The organism is Pseudomonas sp. HLS-6 TE3448, from assembly GCF_053629555.1.
Window position 1 is genome coordinate 2,064,561 of the sequence record NZ_JBRJIO010000001.1, and the last position, 26,637, is coordinate 2,091,197.

21 protein-coding genes and 2 pseudogenes are annotated in these 26,637 nt (G+C 59.2%); 11 read left to right on the forward strand and 12 right to left on the reverse strand.

What is annotated here, in order from left to right:
- The first annotated feature begins 108 nt into the window (after positions 1 to 108).
- The gene (gene radA, locus AB7M23_RS09510) at positions 109 to 1,476 is read left to right on the forward strand and encodes a DNA repair protein RadA (protein ID WP_065759279.1); all 1,368 of its coding nucleotides are present in this window, start codon (positions 109 to 111) and stop codon (positions 1,474 to 1,476) included.
- Between the two features lie 80 nt (positions 1,477 to 1,556).
- Here the strand turns inward: radA and AB7M23_RS09515 are convergent, their stop codons facing one another.
- Together AB7M23_RS09515 and AB7M23_RS09520 are read right to left on the reverse strand one after the other, a co-directional pair.
- Entirely contained in the window at positions 1,557 to 3,083 is a 1,527-nt protein-coding gene (locus AB7M23_RS09515; RefSeq protein ID WP_099773489.1) for a nucleobase:cation symporter-2 family protein, read from the reverse strand.
- A 232-nt stretch (positions 3,084 to 3,315) separates the two neighbouring features.
- Positions 3,316 to 3,681 (reverse strand): PilZ domain-containing protein, encoded by a 366-nt coding sequence (locus AB7M23_RS09520; protein ID WP_454240684.1) that lies wholly within the window; start codon positions 3,679 to 3,681, stop codon positions 3,316 to 3,318.
- A 185-nt stretch (positions 3,682 to 3,866) separates the two neighbouring features.
- Here AB7M23_RS09520 and AB7M23_RS09525 point away from each other — a divergent pair, with 185 nt between their 5' ends.
- From AB7M23_RS09525 to yjiA, 3 genes are all read left to right on the forward strand, one after another.
- A complete protein-coding gene (locus tag AB7M23_RS09525; RefSeq protein ID WP_065759276.1) occupies positions 3,867 to 5,933 on the forward strand; it encodes a carbon starvation CstA family protein in 2,067 nt (688 codons plus the stop codon).
- Between the two features lie 18 nt (positions 5,934 to 5,951).
- Positions 5,952 to 6,149 carry a YbdD/YjiX family protein gene (locus tag AB7M23_RS09530; RefSeq protein ID WP_065759275.1) on the forward strand — a complete coding sequence of 66 codons (198 nt, stop codon included), beginning with the start codon at positions 5,952 to 5,954 and terminating at the stop codon, positions 6,147 to 6,149.
- Between the two features lie 86 nt (positions 6,150 to 6,235).
- Positions 6,236 to 7,198, forward strand: a complete 963-nt coding sequence (gene yjiA / locus AB7M23_RS09535; protein ID WP_099773491.1) for a GTPase — start codon at positions 6,236 to 6,238, stop codon at positions 7,196 to 7,198.
- 8 nt (positions 7,199 to 7,206) lie between these two features.
- Here yjiA and AB7M23_RS09540 read toward each other — a convergent pair whose 3' ends face one another.
- From AB7M23_RS09540 to AB7M23_RS09555, 4 genes are all read right to left on the reverse strand, one after another.
- Positions 7,207 to 7,800, reverse strand: a complete 594-nt coding sequence (locus tag AB7M23_RS09540; RefSeq protein ID WP_454240685.1) for a hypothetical protein — start codon at positions 7,798 to 7,800, stop codon at positions 7,207 to 7,209.
- Positions 7,801 to 7,959: 159 nt separating this feature from the next.
- Positions 7,960 to 8,532: a hypothetical protein gene (locus tag AB7M23_RS09545; protein WP_454240686.1), complete on the reverse strand. Its 573-nt coding sequence runs from the start codon at positions 8,530 to 8,532 to the stop codon at positions 7,960 to 7,962.
- Between the two features lie 153 nt (positions 8,533 to 8,685).
- Entirely contained in the window at positions 8,686 to 9,939 is a 1,254-nt protein-coding gene (gene glyA, locus AB7M23_RS09550) for a serine hydroxymethyltransferase (protein WP_065759272.1), read from the reverse strand.
- Between the two features lie 163 nt (positions 9,940 to 10,102).
- Positions 10,103 to 13,942 (reverse strand): sensor domain-containing protein, encoded by a 3,840-nt coding sequence (locus AB7M23_RS09555; protein WP_454240687.1) that lies wholly within the window; start codon positions 13,940 to 13,942, stop codon positions 10,103 to 10,105.
- Between the two features lie 313 nt (positions 13,943 to 14,255).
- Between AB7M23_RS09555 and ettA the strand changes: the two genes are divergently transcribed.
- Both ettA and gdhA read left to right on the forward strand, forming a co-directional pair.
- Positions 14,256 to 15,920 carry an energy-dependent translational throttle protein EttA gene (ettA, locus tag AB7M23_RS09560; RefSeq protein WP_065759270.1) on the forward strand — a complete coding sequence of 555 codons (1,665 nt, stop codon included), beginning with the start codon at positions 14,256 to 14,258 and terminating at the stop codon, positions 15,918 to 15,920.
- Positions 15,921 to 16,200: 280 nt separating this feature from the next.
- Positions 16,201 to 17,540 (forward strand): annotated as a pseudogene (gene gdhA / locus AB7M23_RS09565) (NADP-specific glutamate dehydrogenase).
- On the opposite strand, the gene AB7M23_RS09570 reads toward gdhA, so the two are convergent.
- The 4 genes and pseudogenes from AB7M23_RS09570 to AB7M23_RS09585 all read right to left on the reverse strand — a co-directional run bounded on the left by AB7M23_RS09570 (position 17,537) and on the right by AB7M23_RS09585 (position 20,822).
- Positions 17,537 to 18,034: a GreA/GreB family elongation factor gene (locus AB7M23_RS09570; protein ID WP_099773496.1), complete on the reverse strand. Its 498-nt coding sequence runs from the start codon at positions 18,032 to 18,034 to the stop codon at positions 17,537 to 17,539. The pseudogene gdhA and the gene AB7M23_RS09570 overlap by 4 nt on opposite strands.
- A 74-nt stretch (positions 18,035 to 18,108) precedes the next feature.
- Positions 18,109 to 18,321 (reverse strand): annotated as a pseudogene (locus AB7M23_RS09575) (hypothetical protein); the annotation flags it as partial.
- Positions 18,322 to 18,404: 83 nt separating this feature from the next.
- Positions 18,405 to 20,258: an Lnb N-terminal periplasmic domain-containing protein gene (locus AB7M23_RS09580; RefSeq protein ID WP_454240688.1), complete on the reverse strand. Its 1,854-nt coding sequence runs from the start codon at positions 20,256 to 20,258 to the stop codon at positions 18,405 to 18,407.
- Between the two features lie 75 nt (positions 20,259 to 20,333).
- Entirely contained in the window at positions 20,334 to 20,822 is a 489-nt protein-coding gene (locus AB7M23_RS09585; RefSeq protein WP_099773498.1) for a DUF3015 domain-containing protein, read from the reverse strand.
- A gap of 274 nt (positions 20,823 to 21,096) precedes the next feature.
- Here AB7M23_RS09585 and AB7M23_RS09590 point away from each other — a divergent pair, with 274 nt between their 5' ends.
- The 5 genes from AB7M23_RS09590 (at position 21,097) to AB7M23_RS09610 (ending at position 25,782) form a co-directional block, all read left to right on the forward strand.
- Positions 21,097 to 23,535, forward strand: a complete 2,439-nt coding sequence (locus AB7M23_RS09590; protein ID WP_065760626.1) for a Lon protease family protein — start codon at positions 21,097 to 21,099, stop codon at positions 23,533 to 23,535.
- Between the two features lie 168 nt (positions 23,536 to 23,703).
- Positions 23,704 to 24,045, forward strand: coding sequence for a PA4575 family protein (locus tag AB7M23_RS09595; protein ID WP_065760625.1), 342 nt, complete (start codon positions 23,704 to 23,706; stop codon positions 24,043 to 24,045).
- A gap of 101 nt (positions 24,046 to 24,146) precedes the next feature.
- Complete coding sequence (locus AB7M23_RS09600) at positions 24,147 to 24,635, forward strand: TIGR00645 family protein (RefSeq protein ID WP_065760624.1); 489 nt, start codon at positions 24,147 to 24,149, stop codon at positions 24,633 to 24,635.
- A 137-nt stretch (positions 24,636 to 24,772) separates the two neighbouring features.
- Complete coding sequence (locus AB7M23_RS09605) at positions 24,773 to 25,078, forward strand: DUF6482 family protein (RefSeq protein WP_065760623.1); 306 nt, start codon at positions 24,773 to 24,775, stop codon at positions 25,076 to 25,078.
- 86 nt (positions 25,079 to 25,164) lie between these two features.
- Positions 25,165 to 25,782 carry an FKBP-type peptidyl-prolyl cis-trans isomerase gene (locus AB7M23_RS09610; RefSeq protein ID WP_065760622.1) on the forward strand — a complete coding sequence of 206 codons (618 nt, stop codon included), beginning with the start codon at positions 25,165 to 25,167 and terminating at the stop codon, positions 25,780 to 25,782.
- 85 nt (positions 25,783 to 25,867) lie between these two features.
- Here AB7M23_RS09610 and AB7M23_RS09615 read toward each other — a convergent pair whose 3' ends face one another.
- Both AB7M23_RS09615 and AB7M23_RS09620 read right to left on the reverse strand, forming a co-directional pair.
- Positions 25,868 to 26,098 carry a PA4570 family protein gene (locus AB7M23_RS09615; protein ID WP_099773501.1) on the reverse strand — a complete coding sequence of 77 codons (231 nt, stop codon included), beginning with the start codon at positions 26,096 to 26,098 and terminating at the stop codon, positions 25,868 to 25,870.
- A gap of 122 nt (positions 26,099 to 26,220) precedes the next feature.
- On the reverse strand, positions 26,221 to 26,562 hold the full coding sequence (locus AB7M23_RS09620; protein WP_065760620.1) for a zinc ribbon domain-containing protein YjdM: 342 nt from the start codon (positions 26,560 to 26,562) through the stop codon (positions 26,221 to 26,223).
- Between the last annotated feature and the right edge of the window lie 75 nt (positions 26,563 to 26,637).

Genomic DNA, 26,637 nt, shown 5'->3' on the forward strand with positions numbered 1-26,637 from the left:
TCGCTGCGGCTACAGACTGTGGTTATACCGAAAAGTTTTGTCTTCCAGGGTTGGCCCCATGGGCTTGCCTGCTCGGCTATCATGGCGGTTTTTCCAGGAGACCGCCCCATGGCCAAAGCCAAGCGCATGTACGGCTGCACCGAGTGTGGTGCGACCTTTCCGAAGTGGGCCGGGCAATGCGGTGAATGCGGCGCCTGGAATACCCTGGTCGAAACCGTGTTGGAAAGTGGCGCAGCCGCAGCGCCCAGTGGCCGCAGTGGCTGGGCGGGGCAGCAGGCGCAGATCAAGACCCTGGCAGAAGTCAGTGTCGAAGAAATTCCGCGTTTCACCACGGCCAGTGTCGAGCTTGACCGTGTGCTGGGTGGCGGGCTGGTGGATGGTTCGGTGGTGTTGATCGGCGGCGACCCGGGTATTGGCAAGTCGACCATCCTGCTTCAAACCCTCTGCAACATTGCGACCCGACTTCCGGCACTTTATGTCACGGGCGAGGAGTCGCAGCAACAAGTGGCCATGCGTGCGCGCCGCCTGGGTTTACCGCAGGACCAGTTGCGGGTCATGACCGAAACCTGCATTGAGAACATCATCGCTACCGCCCGGGCGGAAAAGCCCAAGGTGATGGTTATCGACTCGATCCAGACCATCTTCACCGAGCAATTGCAGTCGGCCCCTGGCGGTGTCTCGCAGGTGCGCGAAAGTGCGGCCTTGTTGGTGCGTTATGCCAAACAGAGCGGTACGGCCATTTTCCTGGTCGGCCACGTGACCAAGGAAGGCGCCTTGGCCGGGCCGCGCGTGCTGGAGCATATGGTCGATACCGTGCTGTATTTTGAAGGTGAGTCCGATGGACGCCTGCGTTTGCTGCGGGCCGTGAAGAACCGTTTTGGTGCCGTCAATGAACTGGGCGTGTTCGGCATGACCGACCGTGGCCTCAAGGAAGTCTCCAATCCTTCGGCCATCTTCCTCACCCGTGCCCAGGAGGAGGTTCCCGGCAGCGTAGTCATGGCCACCTGGGAGGGAACTCGGCCGATGCTGGTGGAAGTTCAGGCGCTGGTTGACGACAGCCACCTGGCGAATCCTCGGCGAGTGACGCTTGGTCTGGATCAGAACCGGCTGGCAATGCTCCTGGCGGTGCTGCACCGCCATGGTGGCATCCCGACCCATGACCAGGACGTGTTCCTCAACGTAGTCGGTGGTGTGAAAGTGCTGGAAACCGCCTCCGACCTCGCACTGTTGGCGGCGGTGATGTCGAGCCTGCGCAATCGCCCCTTGTCCCAGGACCTGCTGGTGTTCGGTGAGATTGGCCTGTCGGGCGAAGTCCGCCCGGTTCCCAGTGGGCAGGAGCGCCTCAAGGAAGCCGCCAAGCATGGCTTCAAGCGCGCCATTGTTCCCAAGGGTAATGCGCCAAAGGAAGCCCCTGCAGGCTTGCAGGTCATTGCGGTCACGCGCCTTGAGCAGGCGCTGGATGCGTTGTTTGAGTAACGCGTCAGGCCTGCAAATGAGAAGGACCGGCGATTCCTCGTCGGCCCTTGCGCGGCTCAGTCGATCAGTCGATCAGTAGATCAGTGTTCAGCCGCAGCGGTTCGTCGTTCTGACGGTGCGCCATGGCCGTGGTCGTGTTCGCTGATGACCGGAATCTCCTTGCCGTCGGCATCGAACAACTTGCCGTCCTCGAAGTAATCACCGTCGCGCAGGGCGGAAATGTCCGAGTAATTGATCGTGCGCTCGTAAGCGGCAGCAAACACCGACTGTTGATCCGAGTTGCCAGTCGTGAAGTGGTTGAACGTCAGGTTCAGAAGAATCGCCATGATCGCCGCCGAGCTGATGCCGGAGTGGAAGATGGTTTCAAACCAGCTTGGGAAGTGGTCGTAGAAGGTCGGTGCAGCGATCGGGATCATGCCGAAGCCCAGCGAGGCGGCGACGATGATCAGGTTCATGTTGTTGCGGTAGTCCACTTTCGACAGCGTGCGAATACCGCTGGCAGCAACCGTGCCGAACAATACGATACCGGCACCGCCCAGTACTGAGGTTGGTACGGCGGCAATGATGCGCCCCATGATTGGCAGAAGCCCCAGCACCACCAGAATCACCCCGCCGGTTGCCACTACGTAGCGGCTCTTGACGCCCGTCACAGCCACCAGGCCAACGTTCTGGGCGAAGGCGCTCTGGGTGAAGGAGCCGAAGATGGGGGCAAGGATGCTCGACGCCATGTCGGCGCGCAGGCCATTGCCCAAGCGCTTGGAGTCAACCTTGGTGTCGATGATTTCGCCAACCGCGAGAATATCCGCGGAGGTTTCTACCAAGGTCACCATGATCACGATGCACATCGACAGAATGGCGGCGATGTGAAAGGTCGGCATACCGAAATGGAACGGTTCAGGAAAGGCCACCAGCGGGCCGTCCAGCACCTTGGAGAAATCCGCCATGCCCAATGACCAGGCAATCAGTGTGCCGATGACCATGGCCAGCAGGATCGACAGGCGAGAGATCGCTGCGCTACCGAGTTTGCTGAGTACCAGCACGATGGCGAAGGTCAGGGCCGCCAGGCCGATGTTGGCCATGCTGCCAAACTCTGGCGATTTGCTGTTGCCCCCCATGACCCAGCGCGCCGCCACGGGCATCAGTGTCAGGCCGATGGTGGTAATGACAATACCGGTGACCAACGGCGGGAAGAACTTGGTAATGCGTGAGAAGACGGGCGTGATCAGGAAGCCTATCAGCGATGCGGCCATGACCGCACCCAACACGCCAGGCAGACCTCCACCGCCTTCACTGCTGAGAATGGCGCCCATGGTTGCCACGCCTGCGAATGAAACGCCCTGTACCAATGGCAACTGGCAGCCAAAGAACGGTAAGCCGAGGGTTTGTAGCAGTGTTGCAAGCCCACCTGCGAACAATGAGGCCGCAATCAACAAACCGATATCTGCCGGCCCCAGTCCCGCGGCCTGGCCGAGAATCAAGGGAACCGCAACGATACCGCCGTACATGGTCAATACGTGTTGCAGGCCGTAAGCCAGGTTGGCGCCGAGGCCTAGGTTTTCGTCTTCGGGACGTTGCGCTGAAGACGTGCTAGCGGAGGACGTATTCATGAGGAGCAGGGTCTCTGTTTTATTGTTGTGGGCCTACTGTAGACAACAAGTGGCGATCATTACCAGAAGAATTGTATACAATTTTTAGATAGCCCGAGCAGATCTGTTGCACGCAATCGGTGTGCCATATTTTCTCATTAATGGTATGCAGGGCGTTTGGCAGGCGCGCCAACGGAGCCTTTTAGCGATCGCTAAAGGCTCTGGTGGGGATTGGGTAGTTGGCTAAACGTTCCTACGCTTCGATCAGTTGCCGCAGTTCGCGCTCAAGTTCTTCCGGGTTGGCCAGGTTCAGTTCGATCAGTCGCCGCAGGTGCGAAATGGAGTCCAGATCAATGAACTGGCAAACGAAACCCATCTGGTTGCCCTCCTCGTGACGCAACTCCACGTGCATCTTCACTTCGTCGTGGTCGTTGAGGTGTATCGAGGCATCGAAACCCTCGATAGGGTCGCCCTGCCAGCCCTCGGGGCATTCGATCAACAACCCCTTGAGCGACAGATCCAGCAGTTTGACGGGCCATCGTCGATCACCTTGCACCAGCTCGGTGCGGGCATCGAAGGGAACACGTTTGAAAAGCCGACGTTCGTGATGGTCGCTCATGGCCAAGCCCTCCGGGGTTCGCAGTCAACTATAGTCCAGCGCTTGTCAGGTACGCGTGTTAGGTGCATAACAGAGCCATGAGTTTCCTGCTCGGGAGGCTCTAGATCGTAGCAGGTATGGCAATGTGCGATGACTCGCCCTAGACTCGTCGGGCAGTCTTTCAATCCACTAGCTGGAAGCTAATCATGAACAACAATAATAGCCTGCTGCGCCACTTGCCGTGGCTAGCGCTGGCAATCATCGGAGCCTGTGCGTTGGGTGTGGTTGCCCTGCGTCGCGGTGAAGCCATCAATGCCTTGTGGATTGTAGTCGCGGCGGTGGCTATCTACCTGGTTGCCTACCGTTACTACAGCCTGTTCATCGCCACCAAGGTGATGCAGCTCGATCCACGTCGGGCGACACCGGCGGTACTCAATAACGATGGTCTGGACTATGTCCCGACCAACAAGCACATCCTGTTCGGCCACCACTTTGCCGCGATTGCTGGCGCAGGGCCGCTGGTCGGACCGGTTCTGGCTGCGCAGATGGGCTATCTGCCCGGTACGCTCTGGCTGATTGCCGGTGTGGTGCTGGCAGGTGCTGTTCAGGACTTCATGGTGTTGTTCCTGTCCACCCGTCGCAACGGCCGTTCGCTGGGTGACATGGTCCGTGAAGAGATGGGCCGGATTCCGGGCACCATTGCCCTGTTCGGCTGCTTCCTGATCATGATCATCATCCTCGCGGTGTTGGCGCTCATCGTGGTCAAGGCCCTGGCCGAGAGCCCATGGGGCATGTTCACGGTGATGGCGACCATCCCGATCGCGATGTTCATGGGCGTTTACATGCGCTACATCCGCCCGGGGCGTATTGGCGAAATCTCGCTGATGGGTGTTGTCCTGCTGTTGCTGTCGATCTGGCTGGGCGGGCAGGTTGCTGCCGATCCGACCTGGTCCAAGGTCTTCACCTTCACCGGCGTACAAATCACCTGGCTGTTGGTGGGTTACGGCTTTGTGGCTGCCGTACTGCCTGTGTGGCTGGTGCTGGCACCCCGTGACTACCTCTCGACCTTCCTCAAGATCGGCACCATCGTAGGTCTGGCGATCGGCATTCTGGTCATCGCGCCTGAGCTGAAAATGCCCGCGCTGACCCAGTTCACCGACGGTACCGGCCCTGTCTGGAAAGGCACCCTGTTTCCGTTCCTGTTTATCACCATCGCGTGTGGTGCGGTATCGGGCTTCCATGCCCTGATCTCCTCGGGTACCACGCCGAAGCTGCTCGACAACGAAACCAACGCCCGCTACATCGGCTACGGCGGCATGCTGATGGAATCGTTCGTAGCCATCATGGCCATGGTCGCTGCTTCGGTGATCGAACCAGGTGTCTACTTCGCCATGAACAGCCCGCCTGCCGTAGTCGGTAGCGATGTGGTCGCGGTGGCGCAGACGGTCAGCAACTGGGGCTTTGCCATCACGCCAGATGTGCTTGAGGGCGTAGCCAAGGACATCGGTGAGCACACCATCCTGGCCCGTGCGGGCGGTGCCCCGACCCTGGCGGTCGGTATCGCGCAGATCCTGCACCAGGTGCTGCCGGGTGAGAACACCATGGCCTTCTGGTACCACTTCGCGATCCTGTTTGAGGCGCTGTTCATCCTCACGGCGGTGGATGCGGGTACCCGTGCCGGACGCTTCATGTTGCAGGATCTGTTGGGCTCCTTCATTCCGGCGCTCAAACGCACTGAGTCGTGGACTGCCAACCTGCTGGCAACAGCCGGTTGTGTGGCCATGTGGGGGTATCTGCTGTACCAGGGCGTGATCGATCCGTTGGGCGGGATCAACACCTTGTGGCCGCTGTTCGGTATCTCCAACCAGATGCTGGCGGGCATTGCGCTGATGCTGGGTACTGTGGTGTTGATCAAGATGAAGCGCCAGCGCTACATCTGGGTCACCCTGTTGCCTGCTGTCTGGCTGCTGATCTGCACCACCACCGCGGGCTTCATCAAGCTGTTCGATCCGAGCCCGGCGGTCGGTTTCCTGGCGCTGGCCGACAAGTACAGTGCGGCACTGGATGCCGGTCAGGTACTGGCACCGGCCAAGGACATCAACCAGATGCAACACGTTATCTTCAACGCCTACACCAACGCGGCGTTGACCGGCCTGTTCCTGTTCGTGGTGTTCAGTATCCTGTTCTTCGCACTGAAGGTCGGTATTGCCGCCCTTGGCAAGAAAGAGCGTAGTGATAAGGAAACCCCGTTCCACCCTGTGCCGGACGCGTAAACACTGAGGAATGCAGTCATGTTCAACGACCTTGGTCGACTGGGTAAGTACCTGGGGCAGGCAGCCCGCCTGATGGTCGGTATGCCCGACTACGACACTTACGTCGAGCATATGCAAACCAAACACCCGGACAAGCCGGTGATGAGCTACGAGGCGTTCTTCAGGGAACGTCAGGAGGCGCGTTACGGGGGGAAGGGTGGGCCCAAGTGCTGTTAACCTTGGCTGACGGCCTGTAATAAACCTGTGGGAGCACGGTACGCCGCGCTCCCACAGTCATTTTTAGCGTTCAGGAGATTTTGCGCGTGCTACCTCCAATCCCCGTTACCGTGCTCAGTGGTTTTCTCGGTGCAGGCAAGACCACCTTGTTGCGCCACCTGCTCAAGGCCGAGCACGGCCTGAAGATCGCCGTGATCGAAAACGAATTCAGCGATGCAGGTATCGACACGGAGCTGCTGGGTGACGAACCGGTGCAGGTCATGACCCTGGCCAATGGTTGTGTTTGCTGCAGCATCCATACCGACCTGACCAAGGCCCTGTTCCTTTTGCTGGAGCGCCTGGACAGTGGCGAGATCGCCTTCGACCGTTTAGTGATCGAATGCACCGGCCTTGCCGACCCCGCACCCGTGGCACAAACCTTCTTCATCGACGAAGAACTGCGTGAGCGCTACATCCTTGATGGCATTATCACCTTGGTCGATGCGGCGCATGCCGACCTCCACCTGACCCAGACCATTGCCCAGGCCCAGGTCGGTTTTGCCGATCGCCTGCTGGTGAGCAAAACCGATCTGGTCGATGCCGCCCAGTTCCAGGCCTTGAGCGAGCGTCTTGGACGGATCAATCGTCGTGCGCCGATTCATGTGGTAGAGCACGGCAAGATCGACCTGTCCGAGTTGCTTGATGTGCGCGGCTTCAATCTCAATGCCGACCTGGGTGGTGGTCTGAGCTTGCGCCCGGTTGCACAAGGCAATAGCGGTGACCGCATAAGCAGCATGGTACTGCGTACCGAGAAGCCCCTGAACATCGACCGGCTCAGCGACTTCATGAATCGCCTGCTCGAAGACCATGGCCGACAGCTGTTGCGTTACAAAGGGGTGCTCAATATTGAAGGCGAGCCACGCCGGCTGGTGTTCCAGGGTGTCTTGAAGTTGTATGGTTTCGACTGGGACCGCGCCTGGGAGCAGGACCAGACGCGGGAGAGCGTCGTGGTGTTCATCGGCGACGATTTGCCTGAAGAACAGATTCGCTCAGCATTCGAGCAGCTGTAGGCTGCTTGTTAACTGGCGCTCAACCAATCGACGTCGCGGGCAAGGATGTTCAAGCGCAATTTGGTGCCCGACGGTGCATAACCAGCGGTCAGGTAGCCGCCGTTACCCTGACCGATGAGCGTCATGCTCATGCTCGCCCCGGTAGCCGCTTCTTCAAGGTTGATCATGGCGAAATCGGTAGGTAGGTTCGAGAGGTCGACCGCTTGGTTGTTGTGCGCATGGCGTAACTGCCAGGCGCAAGGATCAACGCCATCAATCGGGCACGCCTGAGGTACGCCTTCGGCGGTCATGAATACGCCGTGGTTCAGGTATTTGCCGCTGCGCACGTAGAGTCGATACAGTCCTTCGCTGTGTCGGAAATAGAACTCCGTGGGCGAGACATCGCTCACCACATGAAAATCTATCAGGCCGTCGTTGCGGTCTTGCTCCCAGTCTTCGTCGGTACCGCCGAGTGCACCCAGGGCCTGCGAGACTTCCAGCCCTTCAGGTCGTGCAGGGTGAGGCACGATAACGGGACGGTCGGTGGCTTCGTCCAGAGCGATGAGGCTGTGGCCGTTTATCAGCATGTAAGCGGTAAAGGAAAGTTGTTTATCGGTAGGCATAGCAGGTGATCTCCTGATCAGATTTAGCTCCCGTCTTGGGCCTTTCGCCGGTATGACGTGCATCCAGAGGGGCGAGAACCAAGGTAATTTCCCCACGCCGGTGAGGGCAGGAGGAACAATGCCCTGATGGTCGTACCGTGGGGCATTGCGGTTCTATCCTCAGAACTCATCCGGGTAGCTCAGCCAGGGTGCATTGCGCTCCTGGATATCCAGAATGAAACCCAGTGGGCTCCCTCCCGCCGTGTTGAGGTAGGTAGGCTCAGCGTCATGTCGGCTGCTCCGATGCACGAATCCTTTACCTGCACGCTGCAAAAACATGCCAACACGATCATGTTTTATATGCTCAAGTGACGTTTCGCCACGTTGTGGATGGATCAGCTTGAAGGGGATGGGCTCCCGCTCCTTGATCATAAATGCGCCAATGTGGCCATTATCATCGGCACTGATGCCTCGGCCAAAATACGGGCCAAGTGAGCGGACATACAGGTAGTAACCTTCGGGAGCATGCCTGAAGTACAGGGTCAAGGGCTCCACGGTGTTGCCGTTGGCAGGCGGTTGATGGCCTAGCAAATGGGCGTCACTTCGGGGTTGCAACGCCCCGGCCAAGAAGCCTTCGCCGCCGAACGGGGCGATGACTTCTGCCGGAGTTCCCCGCAGGACGTCAAGGCAATGAATGGGGTATGCCTGAGTACGCAGGTGGGCGAGGAACGAGTTCTGTCGATGGGTGGGCATGGTGTTCGCCTTGTAGTTCATTGAGTGACAAAGGCACATGGGCCTTCGTATTCGCTGAACCTAATGACAAGGCGGTTGCCCGCTGCGTTAATTAATTACGCAGGCGAAAAAAAGCCCGGCTCAAGGCCGGGCTCTTCATTCAGCGAACCGCGATCAAGCGCCGTATACCGGCAGCTTGGCGCAGATGGCCTTGACCTTCTCACGAACGGCGTCGATCACCGCTTCGTTGTTCAGGTCGTCCAGGATGTCGCAGATCCAGCCAGCCAGTTCCTTGCACTCAGCCTCTTTGAAGCCGCGAGTGGTCACAGCCGGGGTACCGAAGCGCAGACCGGAGGTGACGAACGGGGAGCGTGGGTCGTTGGGTACCGAGTTCTTGTTGACGGTGATGAAGGCTTTGCCCAGTGCAGCGTCAGCGTCTTTACCCGAGATTTCCTGCTTGATCAGCGAGAGCAGGAACAGGTGGTTCTGAGTGCCACCGGAAACGACGTCGAAACCGCGCTCGATGAAGACGCTGGCCATGGCCTGGGCGTTTTTCACCACTTGTTGCTGGTAAGCCTTGAACTCCGGCTGCAGCGCTTCCTTGAAGCAGATGGCCTTGGCGGCAATCACGTGCTCCAGCGGGCCGCCTTGGGCACCCGGGAATACGGCCGAGTTCAGCTTCTTCTCGATCTCTTCGTTCTTGCGAGCGAGGATCAGGCCGCCACGTGGGCCACGCAGGGTCTTGTGGGTAGTGGTAGTGACCACGTCAGCGAACGGAACCGGGTTCGGGTAAACGCCAGCTGCAACCAGACCGGCAACGTGAGCCATGTCGACGAACAGGTAGGCACCGACCTTGTCGGCGATTTCACGGAAGCGCGGGAAGTCCAGCACTTGCGAGTAGGCGGAGAAGCCGGCAACGATCATCTTCGGCTTGTGTTCCAGGGCCAGACGCTCGACTTCGTCGTAGTCGATCAGGCCGTTGGCATCGATACCGTACTGAATGGCGTTGTACAGCTTGCCCGAAGCGCTGACGCTGGCGCCGTGGGTCAGGTGACCACCGTGTGCCAGGCTCATGCCCAGGATGGTGTCGCCAGCTTGCAGCAGGGCCAGGTAAACGGCGCTGTTGGCTTGCGAACCTGCGTGTGGCTGAACGTTGGCGTAGTCTGCGCCGAACAGCTGCTTGGCGCGGTCGATGGCCAGTTGCTCGACCACGTCGACGTACTCGCAACCACCGTAGTAACGCTTGCCTGGGTAACCTTCGGCGTACTTGTTGGTCAGAACCGAACCCTGGGCTTCCATCACGGCCGGGCTGGTGTAGTTTTCCGAGGCGATCAGCTCGATGTGCTCTTCCTGGCGCTGAGCTTCTTGCTCCATGGCGGCAAAGAGATCGGCGTCGTACTTGGCAATGGTCAAATCACGGCTGAACATGGCGGTCCTCAAGGATCGGGCTGGAAAAGGGAGGCATTCTACCTCATCGGCTTTTGTCTGGCATATGAAAGGGCATCATGTCGCAGACAAGTGGGGCTCATTTGCCGCTGTTTGTGTTGCCCGGCGCCATCCCCGAGCCTGTACAAGGGGGGGATGCGCAGGGTTACTGGAACATGAACAGCGTTTCGTTGCTGAACTGGGCTTCAAACTGGTGGGCCGGCATTGGCCGACCGAACAGGTAGCCCTGAACCTCATCACAACCGTGTTCTCGGAGGAACTCCAGCTGTTCATGGGTTTCCACACCCTCGGCGATTACTGCCAGGTTCAGGCTGTGGGCCATGGCGATGATCGCACGGGCGATCTGGCCATCCTGCTCGCCTTCGGGCAGGCCATCGACGAAGGTGCGGTCGATCTTCAGCACGTCGATCGGGAACTGCTTGAGGTAGTTCAGTGACGAATAGCCAGTACCGAAGTCGTCGACCGCAATGCTCAGGCCGAGGTTTTTCAGGCTGGCGAGTATCTGCATGGCCTCGTTGACCTCGCGCATCAAGATACTTTCGGTCAGCTCCAGTTCCAGGCACGCCGGTGGAACGCCGGTTTCGTTGAGGATCGTGGCGATGCGGGTACCCAGTTGCCCATCGGAAAACTGTCTCGCAGAAATGTTCACCGAAACTTTCGGTACCCGTACCTTGGCCTGGTGCCACTCTTTGAGCTGACGACTGGCTTCACGCAGTACCCAGTCACCGACATCGACCACCAGCCCCAACTCCTCAATCACCGGAATAAAGTCGCCCGGCGGTACCAGGCCACGGGTTGGGTGGCGCCAGCGCAGGAGCGCTTCGGCGCCGGTCAGGCGTTTGCCGTCGCCGCTGAACTGCGGTTGGTAGTACAGGATGAACTCGTTCTGCTCCAGTGCATGGCGCAGGTCGCTTTCCAGCTCCAGGCGCTCCAGCGCACTGGCGTTCATATCCGCCTGGTAGAACTGGAAGTTGTTCTTGCCGCGCTCCTTGGCGTGGTACATCGCGGTGTCGGCGTTTTTCATCAGTTGGCTGAGTTCGCTGCCATCCTGAGGGCTCAGGGCAATACCGATACTGGCGGTGACGAAGAACTCGCGGTTTTCCAGCACAAAGGGACGAACCAGGCTGTTGAGGATCTGTTCGGCCACATTGATGGCGCGGTTCAGCGCCATCTCGCGGGTTGCGCGTGGTTGCAGCAGCAGCGTGAATTCGTCGCCGCCCATGCGCGCAACGGTGTCGTCAGTGTCGACACAGTCGAGCAGGCGTTCGGCCATGTCCTTGAGCATACGGTCGCCGGCCGCGTGGCCAAGGGAGTCATTGATCGGCTTGAAACGGTCCAGGTCGAGGAACATCAGCACCACCCAGGCCTTTTGACGATCAGCTTGCTGCAGTGCGGTGTGCAGGCGGTCCTGGAACAGCGTGCGGTTCGGCAGGTGCGTCAGGGCGTCGTAGTAGGCCAGACGGTGAATGCGTTGTTCGCTGGCCTTGCGCTCGCTGATGTCGGTAAAGAAACACACATAGCTGGCCAGGTCGCCTTCGTCGTCGAGCACAGCGGTAATGCCGACCCAGGCCGGGTAATGCTCGCCGGTGCGACGTTTAAGCCAGACTTCACCTTCCCAGGTGCCGCGGATGTGCAACTGTTTGACCACGTAGCGCAGGTGCGCTTCCTGCTGTTCGTCGACCGTCAGCATATTTGGCAGTTGGTCGAGCACCTCTGCTGCGCTGTAGCCGCTGACGCGGCTGAAGGCTTCGTTGGACTGGACGATATAGCCCGCCGGGTCGGTGATCAGGATGGCCGAAGTCGAGTGCTCAAACACTGTCGCAGCCATGCGCAGGTCTTTTTCAGCGCGGCGCTGCTGGCTGATGTCACGGCCGACGCCGAGTATGCCCTCGAACCGATTGTGCTCATCCCAGACCAGTACCAGGCGCAGTTCGATCGGGATCTTGCGACCATCGGCGCGCAGGCAGTCGAACAGGAACAACTGAGTGGGAAGCTGGGTACGCAATTGCTCCAGTTGTTCTGGAGCGTGCAGGGCACGGTTGAGGCGTTCGATCAGGCTGTAGATGCCGGTCAACTGTGCCGGGTTGGCAATGGTCGATTGCCAGCCGTTCTCGAAAATCCAGTCGACCTCGTAGCCCAATACCGCGTGTACCGAGGGGCTGACATAGTTGGGCTTCAGCATGCTGTCGGTGGAGAAGATGACGTCGCTGATACTTTCGGCAAGCATGCGGTAACGCTGTTCGCTGTCACGCAGCGATTCGCTGGCCTCTATCTGCTCGGTAACGTCTTTGGCCACGCCAATGATGCGGGTGACGTTGCCATCGTTGTCGCGGGTCAGGACCTCTTCGCGAATATCATAACGACGCCAACCCTGGTCACGGTGACGGAAACGTAGCTGGCAGTGCAGTTGTTCCAGGTAGCCACTCTCGCGCTGTTGCTGACGCATCCGGTTGTAGAGTGTGGCGTCTTCAGGGTGCAGAAGGATTTCCCAGAATCGCTCGCCCATCGTCTCCAGTTCGGTACGGGAGTAACCCAGGGTCTGGCCCAGGTGCCGATTGCTGAAGATCATCCGTTGGTTTTGCACGTCCTGCACGTAGAGTTGATCCGGTACGGTACGGACCACGTTCGACCAGAAACTTTCACGCTCCAGCAGCGACAGCTCGACCTGCTTGCGGCTGGTAATATCGCTGATGCTGAGGGTTACCGCTTGATAGTCAGCGCGTTGCTCGGGGAAACGCACCGTCAGCCACAGGTGCAGCTCCTGGTCATCGGCACCACTGAGGCGAACCTCCAGCTCAAGCTGATGTTGATTGTTCAGGACGGCTTCGACCAGTTGCAGGCCAATCCCTTCGTTGTGTGTATCGCCAGCAATCAGGCGTTGCCAGGCACCGTTGCGGCATTCAACCCCCAGCAGTTGCAGGGCGACTTGATTGACCTCGGTGACTTTCAACTCCTGCAGCAACGTGTTGCGCAGGGACCGGTCAAGCAGCAGGCGGTGCTCAAGCTGGTCTTGGCCACGCAGGCGCAGTCGTTCAAGCGTATTGATCAGGCCGGACAAGTCCAGCACACAAAGGGCGACCCCTGTCCCTTCGAAAATATCCTGGTAGCGTCGGCGTCCTTCTTGCAGTGCGCGTTGGCGCTTGCGCATGCTGGCCAATGCCAGCAGCGGCAGCAGGGCGCAGATCAGGCCAAGCAGGCATTTACTGATCAGAGCAGGCAACAGTTGCTGACGACTCAATTCGGCATCGTAGAGGCCGCGCAGTTGCCAGTCGCTGTTATCGAGGAATGTCAGCAGTACGCTCTGCAGTGGCTCGGCGTTGGCTGGCCGTGGCGTTTCAGGTGAGCGATGTTGATTGATGATTTCAGCCGTTCGGCTGTTTTCCAGCAGCCACAAGGGGCGGGTGGGGTTGTCCAGGTGTTCGGCCAGCGCGCTGTAATACTCAGGGCTCAGGCGCAGCAGCCAGTAACCGCTGGTCGGCCGATCTGATTGGCGTAGCAGCAGGTAGATGTAACTGTTGTCACTGTTGTTACTGAAGTAGTACGGGTGGCCATTGCTCAGCCGTATCAATTCTTCAATAGCATGCTGGTCAGGCGATTCGCCGAGGCTGTCGCGCAACGGGCGTGCCTGGCTGTCGAACCAGGCGATGCTGCGCAGTGAGGGCAGTGCGCGCTGCAGATTGGCCACCACCTTCGGTAGCGCGCGGTCGTCCGGGGGCAGCGGGTAGGGTTGAACCTGATTGAGTGCGGTCTGAGCCTTGAGGGCCATGTTCAGGCTCAGGTGATCGGCCAACTCGTTGCTGGAATCCAGGCTGTGTTGGCGCTCATCGGCAAGGGTATGGTGGTACTGATCAATCAATAGCCAGAACAGCAGGCCGAGCAGCAGCAATACCAGGATGGCCAACACCCCTTTCAACGAACCGCGCAACAATGAACCCGAGCTGGAGGGGGCGGTACGCAGGGAGGACGGCTGAGTAAGATTGGTCAAACGTTGATCCTGCGGTATGGCTGGCTGTGGCAGGTTTGAGCTGCTTATTGGGTGCGCACCCTCACGCTCAGCCGTGCAGGCCGATGCGTACTCATAAGCTGGACGCCCGAAGGGCGCTTAGCATGCCTTGAGTTGTGGCGAAGTGCCAGTCCTGTTCGCAGATCCCGACAAAGTGCCATGTCGGCGGCCCAGGCCTGTCTGGTCCTGAGCTTGGGCCTGACGGCTATCGGTTGGCCAAGTTAATAGTCGCTTTTACTTTTTTACGTCATACAATTGGCCCCTTGAATTTACTTGCTTACAGGAGCTCAACGTTTTGGCTCAATACGTCTACACCATGCATCGGCTGAGCAAAGTTGTTCCGCCGAAGCGGGAAATCTTGAAGAACATCTCCCTGTCGTTTTTCCCCGGCGCCAAGATCGGCGTGCTCGGCCTCAACGGTTCGGGTAAATCCACCCTGTTGAAAATCATGGCGGGTGTTGATACCGAGTTCGACGGTGAAGCACGGCCAATGCCGGAGCTGAATGTCGGTTACCTGCCGCAGGAACCACAGCTCGACCCAACCAAAACCGTGCGTGAAGTGGTCGAAGAAGCGGTCAGCGTGATCAAGGATGCCCAGGCTCGCCTGGACGAAGTCTATGCGGCGTACGCCGATCCTGACGCCGATTTCGACAAGCTGGCCGCTGAACAGGCCAAGCTTGAGGCGATTCTGCAGGCCAGCGATGGTCACAACCTGGAGCGTCAGCTGGAAGTGGCGGCCGATGCCCTGCGTCTGCCTGCCTGGGACGCCAAGGTCGAACACCTGTCGGGTGGTGAAAAGCGTCGTGTAGCACTCTGCCGCCTGCTGCTGTCGGCACCGGACATGCTCCTGCTCGACGAACCGACCAACCACCTGGATGCCGACTCTGTCGCCTGGCTCGAGCACTTCCTGCACGACTTCCCGGGTACTGTGGTAGCGATTACCCACGACCGTTACTTCCTCGACAACGTCGCCGGCTGGATCCTCGAACTCGACCGTGGCGCCGGTATTCCGTACGAAGGCAACTATTCGGGCTGGCTGGAAGCCAAGTCGGATCGTCTGGCCCAGGAATCCAAGCAGCAGTCGGCCCATGAAAAGGCCATGAAGGAAGAACTGGAGTGGGTGCGCAAAGGCGCCAAGGCACGCCAGTCGAAATCCAAGGCTCGTCTGCAGCGCTTCGAAGAAATGCAATCGCAGGAATTCCAGAAACGCAGCGAAACCAACGAGATCTATATCCCGGCTGGCCCGCGCCTGGGCGACAAGGTCATCGAGTTCAAGAACGTCACCAAGGGTTATGGCGACCGTGTACTGATCGACAACCTGTCGTTCAGCATGCCTAAAGGCGCCATTGTCGGTGTGATCGGTGGTAACGGTGCCGGTAAATCGACCCTGTTCCGCATGCTGATGGGCAAGGAAACACCAGACTCGGGCACCATCGAGATCGGTGAAACCGTGCAACTGGCCTGTGTCGATCAGAGCCGCGAAGACCTGGACGGCAACAAGACCGTGTTCCAGCAGATCTCCGATGGTTCCGACCAGATCCGTATCGGTAACTACGAAATCCCTTCGCGTACCTACGTGGGTCGCTTCAACTTCAAGGGCGGCGACCAGCAGAAGTTCGTCAAGGACCTCTCCGGTGGTGAGCGTGGCCGTCTGCACCTGGCCCTGACCCTGAAGGAAGGCGCCAACGTCCTGCTGCTCGACGAACCGTCCAACGACCTGGACGTGGAAACCCTGCGTTCGCTGGAAGAAGCCCTGCTGGACTTCCCGGGCGCCGCTATCGTGATCTCTCACGATCGCTGGTTCCTGGACCGCGTGGCCACCCACATCCTGGCCTACGAGGACGATTCCCAGGCGGTATTCTTCGAGGGTAACTACACCGAGTACGAAGCCGACCGCAAGAAGCGTCTTGGCGAAGCTGCTGCCCAGCCGCACCGGGTACGGCACAAAAAACTGGCATAACCGCTCGCGGTTTTGCACTGGAACGGGGCCTTCGGGCTCCGTTTTTTTTTTGCCGAAAAATGTGGCGTACCTGTTGCCTGAAAGGCAGCCTCTCTAAGGCTAAGCATGCGCTGGCCCAGGCAAAACAGCCTGGCTGAAGACGCGCTTGAATGTGTATACATTTACATAAATGCACCATTTAATTTCAAAAAAACGACATTTTGCACTGTCGCAGTGCGCCTTGACTTGATAAAGTCCCGGGAAAAATTCTTACAAGCTAATCATCTGCCGAGACCTTCCCATGATCGAATCCGTCGAAGACTTCCTCGCACGCCTGAAAAAACGTGACCCAGCCCAGCCTGAATTCCATCAGGCGGTGGAAGAGGTACTGCGCAGCCTCTGGCCCTTCCTGGAAGCCAATCCGCACTACCTGCAGGCCGGTATTCTTGAGCGTATGGTCGAGCCTGAGCGCGCGATCCTGTTCCGCGTGTCGTGGGTCGACGATCAGGGCAAGGTCCAGGTCAACCGCGGTTATCGTATCCAGATGAGCAGTGCCATTGGCCCTTACAAGGGCGGCTTGCGTTTCCACCCGTCGGTCAACCTAGGCGTGCTGAAGTTCCTGGCCTTTGAACAGGTCTTCAAGAACTCCCTGACCTCGCTGCCCATGGGCGGCGGCAAGGGCGGCTCTGACTTTGACCCCAAAGGCAAGAGCGACGCTGAAGTGATGCGCTTCTGCCAGGCGTTCATGAGCGAGCTGTACCGCCACATTGGTGCCGACCTTGACGTACCGGCCGGTGATATCGGCGTCGGCGCACGGGAAATCGGCTTCATGTTCGGCCAATACAAGCGCCTGGCGAACCAGTTCACCTCCGTGCTGACCGGCAAGGGCATGACCTACGGCGGCAGCCTGATCCGCCCTGAGGCGACCGGTTACGGTTGCGTTTACTTTGCCGAAGAGATGCTCAAGCGTCAGAACCTGCGCATTGACGGTCGCCGTGTTGCCATCTCCGGTTCCGGCAACGTGGCCCAGTACGCCCCGCGCGCAAGGTCATGGACCTGGGTGGCAAGGTGATCTCCTTGTCCGATTCCGAAGGTACCCTGTATTGCGAAGCGGGCCTGAATGATGAGCAATGGGACGCGTTGATGGCGCTGAAGAACGTCAAGCGTGGCCGCCTCAGTGAGATGGGCGGGCACTTTGGCCTGGAGTTCCGTGCCGGTCAGCGTCCCTGGAGCCTGCCGTGTGACATCGCCCTGCCGTGCGCCACCCAGAACGAACTGGACGCTGACGATGCCCGCACCTTGCTGAGCAATGGCTGCCTCTGTGTGGCCGAAGGTGCAAACATGCCGACCACCCTGGAGGCAGTGGATATCTTCCTTGAGGCCGGCATCCTCTTCGCTCCAGGCAAGGCGTCCAACGCCGGTGGCGTGGCCGTGAGCGGGCTGGAGATGTCGCAGAACGCCATGCGCCTGTTGTGGACTGCTGGCGAAGTGGACAGCAAGCTGCACAACATCATGCAGTCGATCCACCACGCCTGCGTGCATTACGGTGAGGAAAACGGTCGAATCAACTACGTCAAAGGCGCCAACATTGCCGGCTTCGTCAAAGTTGCCGATGCCATGCTGGCTCAAGGCGTCGTTTAAGCCTCCGGTTCGATGGCGATGATCTCGATCGACTGATCACCCGCCGGTCGTCGCCACACCACTTCGTCCCCTGGCTTGGCGCCCAGCAGCGCCCGGCCCAGGGGTGAACCCCAGTTGATCAGGCCGCTTGCGGCATAGGCCTGATCTTCTCCGACCAGTTGAACCTGATGCTGCTGACCGCTTTCATCGGCAAAGGTCACGTGGCTGCCAATCTGCACCTTGTCCCGTGATGCCGCTGGCGCAACCACCAGCGCACTCTGCACCTTGGCATTGAAATAGCGCAGGTCACGCTCGGTCTCCACGAGCCGCTGCTTGTCTGCCTGCTCACCTTGGGCGAGCAGTTCACTGCGCAGCGTGTTCAATTCGGCGACACGCTCATGCAGCAAGGTAAGACCTCGGGCGGTGACGTAGTTGGGTTGCTCGCTGATCTGACGTTCAACGGGCTGATCAGCCTGGTCACCGGCTTGATCTTCATTGACGAATGCACGACTCATGAACGGCTCCTTCTCAGGAGACCCTGCTGACAGACGTGCGCACTCTGGCTGACCCGGTTGCGACCTGTTTGCGTCGCCGCATCGCGGTCTTTCTCCTGCTGCCATTGTTCTTCGTGATCGTCCCAATGGCGGGCACGGTAGTCTTGCAGGTCCTGATGCTCCTGCATGGCCTGGCACTGGCGAAAGCCATTGTCCCAGCCGGCCTCATATTGGCGGTTGTGCAGGTAGCGTGGTACATCTTTGCGAAAGTCGCCAGCTATTAAAGCTGCGGCCTGACAACCGTCACGGTCGTCTCCCGAGTGCTATTGGCAATCGCCGAAAAGGCCAGTGCACAAAGATCCGTACACAGGGGCCAGTACACAGCGGCTAATCAGTAGTTGTACCACTTGAGCTCAAGCATCACCTCGTTCTGCGCTGTGGTGAACGCGCTGAAATCGCGTTTTGCGCTCAGGCGCAGGCCGAGGTTGTTCGACAGCTCCCACTGCTGGTTCAGGCTCAGGCTTCGGCGCACTTCGCCATTGGTAAAGTAATCGCCCTTGGCCTCCAGGCTCAGGTTGCCCAGCCCGTTACGCCACAAAAGGCCGGTGTTGAAGCCCGCTGCTGGCGCAATGAAGCCGGCGAAGTCGGCGTTGTGCTCGACCCTTACGGTTCCAAGGGCAAAGCCGAGCATTTCGTCGCTCAGCGCCCAAGTGCCGCCAGCGCCGCCATTTACATGACTGACCAGGGTTTCGTCACCCTCCCTGCCAAGCACCCGCTCCAGGCCACCTGCGACTTGCCATGACCAGGGTTGCAACAGGGCGTTGCGCGGGGTCAGCGAGCGAATGGTCGCCAGGTCCAGGCGTTGCAGTTGCCACTGGTTGTTTTCGTACTGGCGTAGTTTCAGCTGGAGGATTTCGATTTGCGCCCCCAGCGGGAAGCCATACATATTGTCGTTGAGGTCGTGGTAAGCCATGCGCAGGCCATACTCGGCGAACGCACGGTCTTCTCGTGTGCCCACCCCTAACTGCCAGGTGCGCGACTGATGGCCATCTTCGGGCAGCCCTGGCCGCTTTATATCGAGCTCAGGTGGAGGGTTGCGGTTGATCGCTCGCAGCAGTTCAAAGCTGCGTTTGGCGCGCGCCGGATCACGCTCCTGGCCATTGGCACGGTAGCGTTCCAGGCGGTAGGCGGCGTCTTGCACCAAGGCCTGGCGGTCACGTGGCAGTGCGCTGAACACCGGGCTTTGCAGTTGTGCGGTATCGGCACTGACGGCCAGCACCTGGCGCTGCTCCTCGGCATCCAGTGGCGCTGCGCGCTCCAGCAATTCACGTTCGCGCGAAGGCCGATAGTCGATACGCTCCACCAGCCCCGATTGCTTGACGGCCTTGACGGTGTCGGTAGGAATGGCCGTGAGCGGGAACTGCGAGGTCAGGTCCAGGCTTGGGCGAGCCACCTGTAGCAACTCGAGCAAACGGTAAGAGCAGTTTTCGTCAAAGAAAAAGTAGTCGAAGCGAATCTGTTTGAGTTCCCACACGTGCTCGACCATGCGCCCGGTTTCTTCCGGGGTCAGGTTCAAGCGGTACTCCCACAGGTCGCGGTTTTCCAGGCTGCGGTATTCCGAAAGCTTTTCCTGATAGGGCACCAGTGCAAACAGGCCCGGATAGCCGCCCATCAGGCCTTTCCAGGCATAAAGGATGCTGTTGTCGTTGCCTTCTATGTAGGCGCCAAAGTTGATCGCGTAACTCAGTAACGCCGTGTCGTTCTTTTGCACATCGGCCTGATCGATACGCAGCAGGGTATGGCCGAACATCGATGAGGGGCTGTTCAAGTAGGCTGCCGGGAAGATCATCACCGCACTGTGTGGCGAAACATCCTTGAACCACTGAGGGTATTCCTTGCAGTCCGGTGCGGGCAGGTCATTCAACTGCAGTTGTTCGCGCAGCCAGCGGGTGCGTGCCGGGAACACGCACTGCGCATGCTTGTCACCCAGGCTTGCTGGTGCATAGAGCGCCTGGAGCGTGGCCTTCAACTCCAGATCAGGGTGATGCCCTCCGTCTTTGGCGAGAAAGAAACGTTGGTCGTCGACATAACTTCGCCAGCCACCAAGCTTGGCGGTTTCGTAGTGACCCAAAGCGATCCAGTAGCGATCATTGGCCAACTGGTTCAGGCGGTTGTCGTCGAAAACGGGAGCTGCATGCAACGGGGCGCAGGCACAGAGCGCCAGGTAGGCAAGGCGTTTGAGCATGTCGGGCAACTACGTCTGAATGATGCCGATAGAGGCGAAGAACAACCCGCCCCATCAGGGGCGGGTAGGCCGAGCTTAAGCCTGGGTCGCGTATTTGGCCAGGCGTGGGTCGCTTTTCAAAACTGCCAGGGTATTGGTGTGGACATCTTCAGCGGTGATGTCTGCAGTCTTGAAGATCTCCTGGAAATGTTGGTGGGTGACGGCGGCGAAGTGCGCGCGGTCTTCGGGCGCTACGCCAAGAACGACGGCGTACGTGGTCAGTGCTTCACCTTGGCCTTTGGCCATGTCTTCAGACAGTTCGTTCATCATGCCATTCATGGCGAACCACGACTTGCCGCCATACGTCAGCGCGGCATTGGTCGCGCAGCCGTTAGTGCCGGACGTCATGCCGAACGTTGCGTTACCGGAGGTGCCATTGGTGGTCGATGCAAGGAAGTGGGCCGGTGTACCGCGCTGGCCCTCGAACAGCAGGTTGCCCCAGCCGCAATCCGGGCCGCCAGGCGCCTGGGCCATGGCGTTCAGGGATGCGGCGGCGAACAGAGTACCCAGAAGAATCCGTTTCATAGCATTGTTCTCTTTCTAAGAAGTACAAACCAAAGGTCAGGGTTATCTGGCATATCGGTGAGACCAGTAGCCAGCGCGGGTCGGTTATTTACCCAGCCGCGCAGCCTTCAGTTTAGGCACGATCTAACAGTTCGCTGGTTAATTGCGAAAGATTGCTGGCGGCGCACGTGCAGCGCAGGTTTCGCCCTGTTGCAGAAAGCGTTGAAGAGCCTTGCAAGCCGCAGGTTCCCGGCGCCAGAATGCTTCATCTGCCCCGCCGAAGTAAGGAAGCCCGATGCCCGATCCTGTTGCTGCGAGCCTGCGTCTTGCGCCAGAAGCCTTGACCCGGCCGTTTTCCGCTGAACAGTTCGCTTTTACCACCACCAATGATCTGGAGCCCTTTCGCGGTGTGCTTGGCCAGGAACGTGCCGTCGAAGCCTTGCAGTTTGGCGTCGCCATGCCGCGTCCTGGGTACAACGTTTTTGTCATGGGTGAGCCCGGCACCGGGCGCTTCTCATTCGTCAAGCGCTACCTGAAAGCCGAAGGCAAGCGCCTGCATACCCCCTCGGACTGGGTCTACGTCAACAACTTCGATGACCCGCGCGAAGCCAAGGCACTGGAGTTGCCGCCTGGCAGCGCCGGAGCGTTCATCGCTGATATTGGCGGCTTGATCGACAACCTGCTGGCAACCTTCCCGGCGGTGTTCGAGCACCCCTCGTTCCAGCAGAAAAAAAGCGCCATCGACCGCGGTTTCAATCAGCGCTATGACCGTGCCCTTGATGTCATCGAGCGGGCGTCCCTGGAAAAGGACGTTGCCCTGTATCGTGACAGCAGTAACGTTGCCTTCACCCCGATGAGTGACGGCAAGGCGCTGGATGAGGCCGAGTTTGCGCAGTTGCCTGAAGCCGAGCGTGAGCGTTTCCACGAGGACATTGCCGCACTGGAAGAGCGTCTGAACGAAGAGCTGGCCAGCTTGCCGCAGTGGAAGCGCGAGTCGAGCAACCAGTTGCGTCAGCTCAACGAAGAAACCATTACCCTGGCCTTGCAGCCGCTGTTGTCGCCGCTCTCGGAAAAGTACGCGGAGAACGCCGCCGTCTGCGCCTATCTGCAAGCCATGCAGGTCAACTTGTTGCGCACGGTGGTCGAACAACTGGTCGACGACAGCAAAAGCGACGCGGTGGCCCGCAAGATGCTGGAAGAGCAATATGCGCCAAGCCTGGTGGTTGGGCATCCGGTCAGTGGCGGTGCGCCGGTGGTGTTTGAGCCGCACCCGACTTACGACAACCTGTTTGGCCGTATCGAATACAGCACCGATCAAGGGGCGCTCTACACCAGCTATCGGCAACTGCGTCCCGGCGCGCTGCACCGTGCAAATGGTGGTTTCCTGATTCTTGAAGCCGAGAAAATGCTGGGCGAACCCTTTGTCTGGGATGCGCTCAAGCGTGCCTTGCAATCGCGCAAACTGAAAATGGAGTCACCGTTGGGCGAACTGGGGCGTGTGGCCACCGTCAGCCTTACGCCGCAGATGATTCCGCTGCAGGTCAAAGTCGTCATCATTGGGGCCCGCCAGCTGTACTACGCCCTGCAGGACCATGATCCGGACTTCCAGGAAATGTTCCGGGTGCTGGTGGATTTCGACGAAGACATTCCAATGGTCGACGAGAGCCTGGAACAATTCGCGCAGTTGCTCAAAACCCGTACCAGCGAGGAAGGCATGGCGCCGTTGACTGCCGATGCGGTCGCACGCCTGGCAACCTACAGTGCGCGTTTGGCCGAGCATCAAGGGCGTTTGTCGGCGCGAATCGGTGACCTGTTCCAACTGGTCAGCGAGGCGGACTTCATTCGCCACCTAGCCAACGATGAAATGACCGACTGCGGCCATATCGAGCGGGCGCTCAGGGCCAAGGCCACGCGTACTGGCAGGGTTTCGGCGCGGATTCTCGACGACATGCTTGCCGGGATCATCCTGATCGACACCGAAGGTGCGGCCGTGGGCAAGTGCAACGGCCTGACAGTGCTTGAAGTGGGTGATTCGGCGTTCGGCGTGCCGGCACGGATTTCCGCCACGGTGTACCCAGGTGGAAGTGGCATCGTCGACATCGAGCGAGAGGTCAATCTGGGCCAGCCGATTCACTCCAAGGGGGTAATGATCCTGACCGGTTACCTGGGCAGTCGTTATGCCCAGGAATTCCCGTTGGCCATTTCCGCAAGTATTGCGCTGGAGCAGTCCTACGGTTACGTCGACGGCGACAGCGCCTCCCTCGGTGAGGCCTGTACCCTGATTTCGGCGTTGTCGAGAACCCCGCTCAAGCAGTGTTTCGCTATTACCGGTTCCATCAACCAGTTCGGTGAGGTGCAGGCTGTCGGCGGGGTCAACGAGAAAATCGAGGGCTTCTTCCGGCTCTGCGAAGCCCGTGGCCTGACCGGTGAACAGGGGGCAATCATTCCGCGTGCCAACGTCACGACACTGATGCTCGATGAGCGGGTACTGCAGGCCGTGCGCGCGGGGCAGTTCCACATCTATGCGGTCAGCCAGGCCGATGAGGCATTGAGCCTGCTGGTGGGCGAACCCGCCGGTACGCCCGATGCCGAAGGTCAGTTCCCCGAGGGTAGCGTCAATGCCAGGGTGGTCGAGCGGCTGCGGGAAATTGCCGAGATGATCAGCGACGAGGAGCTCAAGGAGGCGGAGAAAGAGCACGCTGAACAAGCGTTGGTCGAGGTCAAGTCGTCCTGACGGGGGAGGGTGGGCGCCAGGGTCGGTATGACCATTCGGCGCCCGCTGCTGTGCTACCGCTTGTCGCTGTCGGTTTTCTTCTATTCTTCAGATCATGGACAGTCGTAGGTACAGGATAGAGACAGCTCCCGATGGGAGCTGAACAGGGTTTCTCCGAGGATCGTCGCCATGCCGCGCAGCCTCAGCCTTACTCGTCAATGCCTGGGTCTGGTCACCCGCATTGAATGCAGCATTCGTCCGCTGGCCGGTGACAATGGTATGTGGACGCTGCTTTTCGCCGCCGGCATGGCTGGCGAGCAACCTTCCGCGATCAAGGCTCAGGGGCCGTTCCACGGTCCTTACGTCGCTGAGTCAGTACTCAATGCCATCGTCGATAGCCTGACCTTGCATGGGTATCAAGTTGCGGATGGGCCACAGATCTGGTGCATTCACTTGCAGGCACAGCTCAGACGGATCAACGGCGAACGGGTGCATCACGTGGGTGATTTCCAGTTCCATCCAGAGACCTGAGGGCTGCCCCCGGTTGCCTTGCGGCAACCTGACGCGGGCTTTTTCTGTCATTCGTGGCTGGTATACTTGTGCCCGTTTTCTCGCCACCGATGAGTTTTTTAATGGAACGTTTTATCGAAAACACGATGTATGCCTCTCGCTGGCTGCTCGCGCCCATCTACTTTGGTTTGTCCTTGGGGCTGCTGGCGCTGGCACTGAAATTTTTCCAGGAAATCTTCCACGTATTGCCCAACGTGTTTTCCATGGCTGAAGCCGACCTGATCCTGGTGATCCTTTCGTTGATCGACATGTCCCTGGTGGGTGGCCTGCTGGTCATGGTGATGTTCTCCGGCTATGAGAACTTCGTCTCGCAACTGAACATCGATGACGACAAGGAAAAGCTCAGTTGGCTGGGCAAGATGGACTCCACCTCACTGAAGATGAAGGTGGCGGCCTCGATCGTGGCGATCTCCTCGATCCACCTGTTGCGGGTTTTCATGGACGCGCGGAACATCGAGACGCAGTACCTGATGTGGTATGTGATCATCCACATGACCTTTGTGGTGTCTGCGTTCGCAATGGGTTACCTGGACAAATTGACCAAGCACTGATTGCGTTTTGCTCGGTGTGCTTGAAACCGCCCGTCCGTTACAAAACGGACGGGCGGTTGCGTTTCTGGCTTGTACTTTGTTCATCCCTGTACGAAGAATGAACAGTCGCTCGTATGTCCCAGTAGTGAGGTGCTGCAATGAACCTGCACGATCTGAATACCGAGGCCAGGGCTGGTCATGTCGAGGAACTCAACCTGATCGCTATCGAAGGGGGGGATTACCTGCTTGAGGCACGCGTACATGGGCGCGCCCACCCGTTGTCTGATACACGAGGCCAGCGCTTGCGCGTGCACTCTGTGGAAGAGGCGCGCGGGCAGTTGCAGGGGTTGCCAGACCTGCCGCTGAACCTGGTGCATTGGTCGGTGCAGGACGAAATGTGCGGCATGAGCAGCACAGCGGAAGAGGATCTGAAAGTGCCGATTTCCCGGCGTTCGGCCTGGTAGCTGAACTGCTGCGCCGCAGTGTGCTAGGCTGCTCGCCCTTTTCATGAAGGGCGCGGTGTTCGTGCGCCCTGTAGCGGAGCAAGCCAATGTCCGAAATCAACCTGTCTACCGACGAAACGCGCGTCAGCTACGGCATCGGCCGTCAGCTGGGTGGTCAACTGCGTGACAACCCACCACCAGGCGTCAACCTGGAAGCGATCCTGGCCGGTCTGACCGACGCGTTCAATGGCCAGGCTAGCCGTGTCAGCGAAGAAGCGCTGTCGGCCAGCTTCAAGGTCATCCGCGACATCATGCAAGCGCAAGCGGCTGCCAAGGCTGAAGCTGCGGCCGGCGAAGGCAAGGCCTTCCTGGCTGAAAACGCCAAGCGTGAAGGTATCACTACCCTGGCTTCGGGCCTGCAGTTTGAAGTACTGACCGCTGGTGAAGGTGCTAAGCCGACTCGCGATGACAGCGTCCGTACCCACTACCACGGCACCCTGATCGACGGCACTGTCTTCGACAGCTCCTACGAGCGCGGTCAGCCTGCTGAGTTCCCTGTTAGCGGCGTGATCGCTGGCTGGACCGAAGCCCTGCAACTGATGAACGCTGGTAGCAAATGGCGCCTGTACGTACCGAGCGAGCTGGCCTACGGCGCTCAGGGCGTTGGCAGCATCCCGCCGCACAGCGTACTGGTCTTCGACGTCGAGCTGCTCGACGTTCTGTAAGCCCTGGCGTTGCTGGGGGCTCGGCTCTCCGGCAGCGGCAATGCCGGCTTCTGCGCAACCGTGCGGGAGCCAGCGTTGCTGGCGATTACAGCGGGCGCAACGCCCGTGCGTAAGAAAACAGAAACAGGTTGCGCACCAGTTCCTTGAGCACATTCGGCTCGTTTGAATTCAAACCATTCAGGTCCAGATCACCCTGGGCGTGTAGCTCATGCAGTGCATCTTCTTCGAGCACGGCACAGACCTCGCCGGTTTCCCGGTGCAGGATGCGCAGGCAAGGGTGAGGGCGTTCCAGCCAGGCGTCGATCAGATAGGTCATGACTATTCTCCTTGAGGTTTCAATGAGAATAATTCTTATTAGCAAAATAGCAAGAAGTGATTGGCAGTTGCTGCCAGAAGGTCGATCCGAGGCCGTTGCACGGCCCCGAATCCAGGTGCGGGTCAGACTTTACGGACGAACTCGGACTTGAGTTTCATCGCGCCGATGCCGTCGATCTTGCAGTCGATGTCATGGTCGCCGTCACACAGGCGGATGTTCTTGACCTTGGTACCGACCTTGACCACCAGGGACGAACCCTTGACCTTGAGGTCCTTGATCACGGTAACGGTGTCGCCGTCTTGCAGGACGTTGCCCACCGAGTCCTTTTTCACTGCCTCGTCGTTGCCTGCTTCGGCCTCACCGCTGGCGGACCACTCGTGGGCGCACTCGGGGCAGATCAGCATGGCGCCGTCTTCGTAGGTGTATTCGGAGTTGCATTTTGGGCAGGGAGGCAAAGTGCTCACTAAGGTTCCTCTGGGGGTGCGTGCAAAAACCCACATTGTATAAGGTTTTGTCGCTCAGAGGGCAAGCGGGCCCAT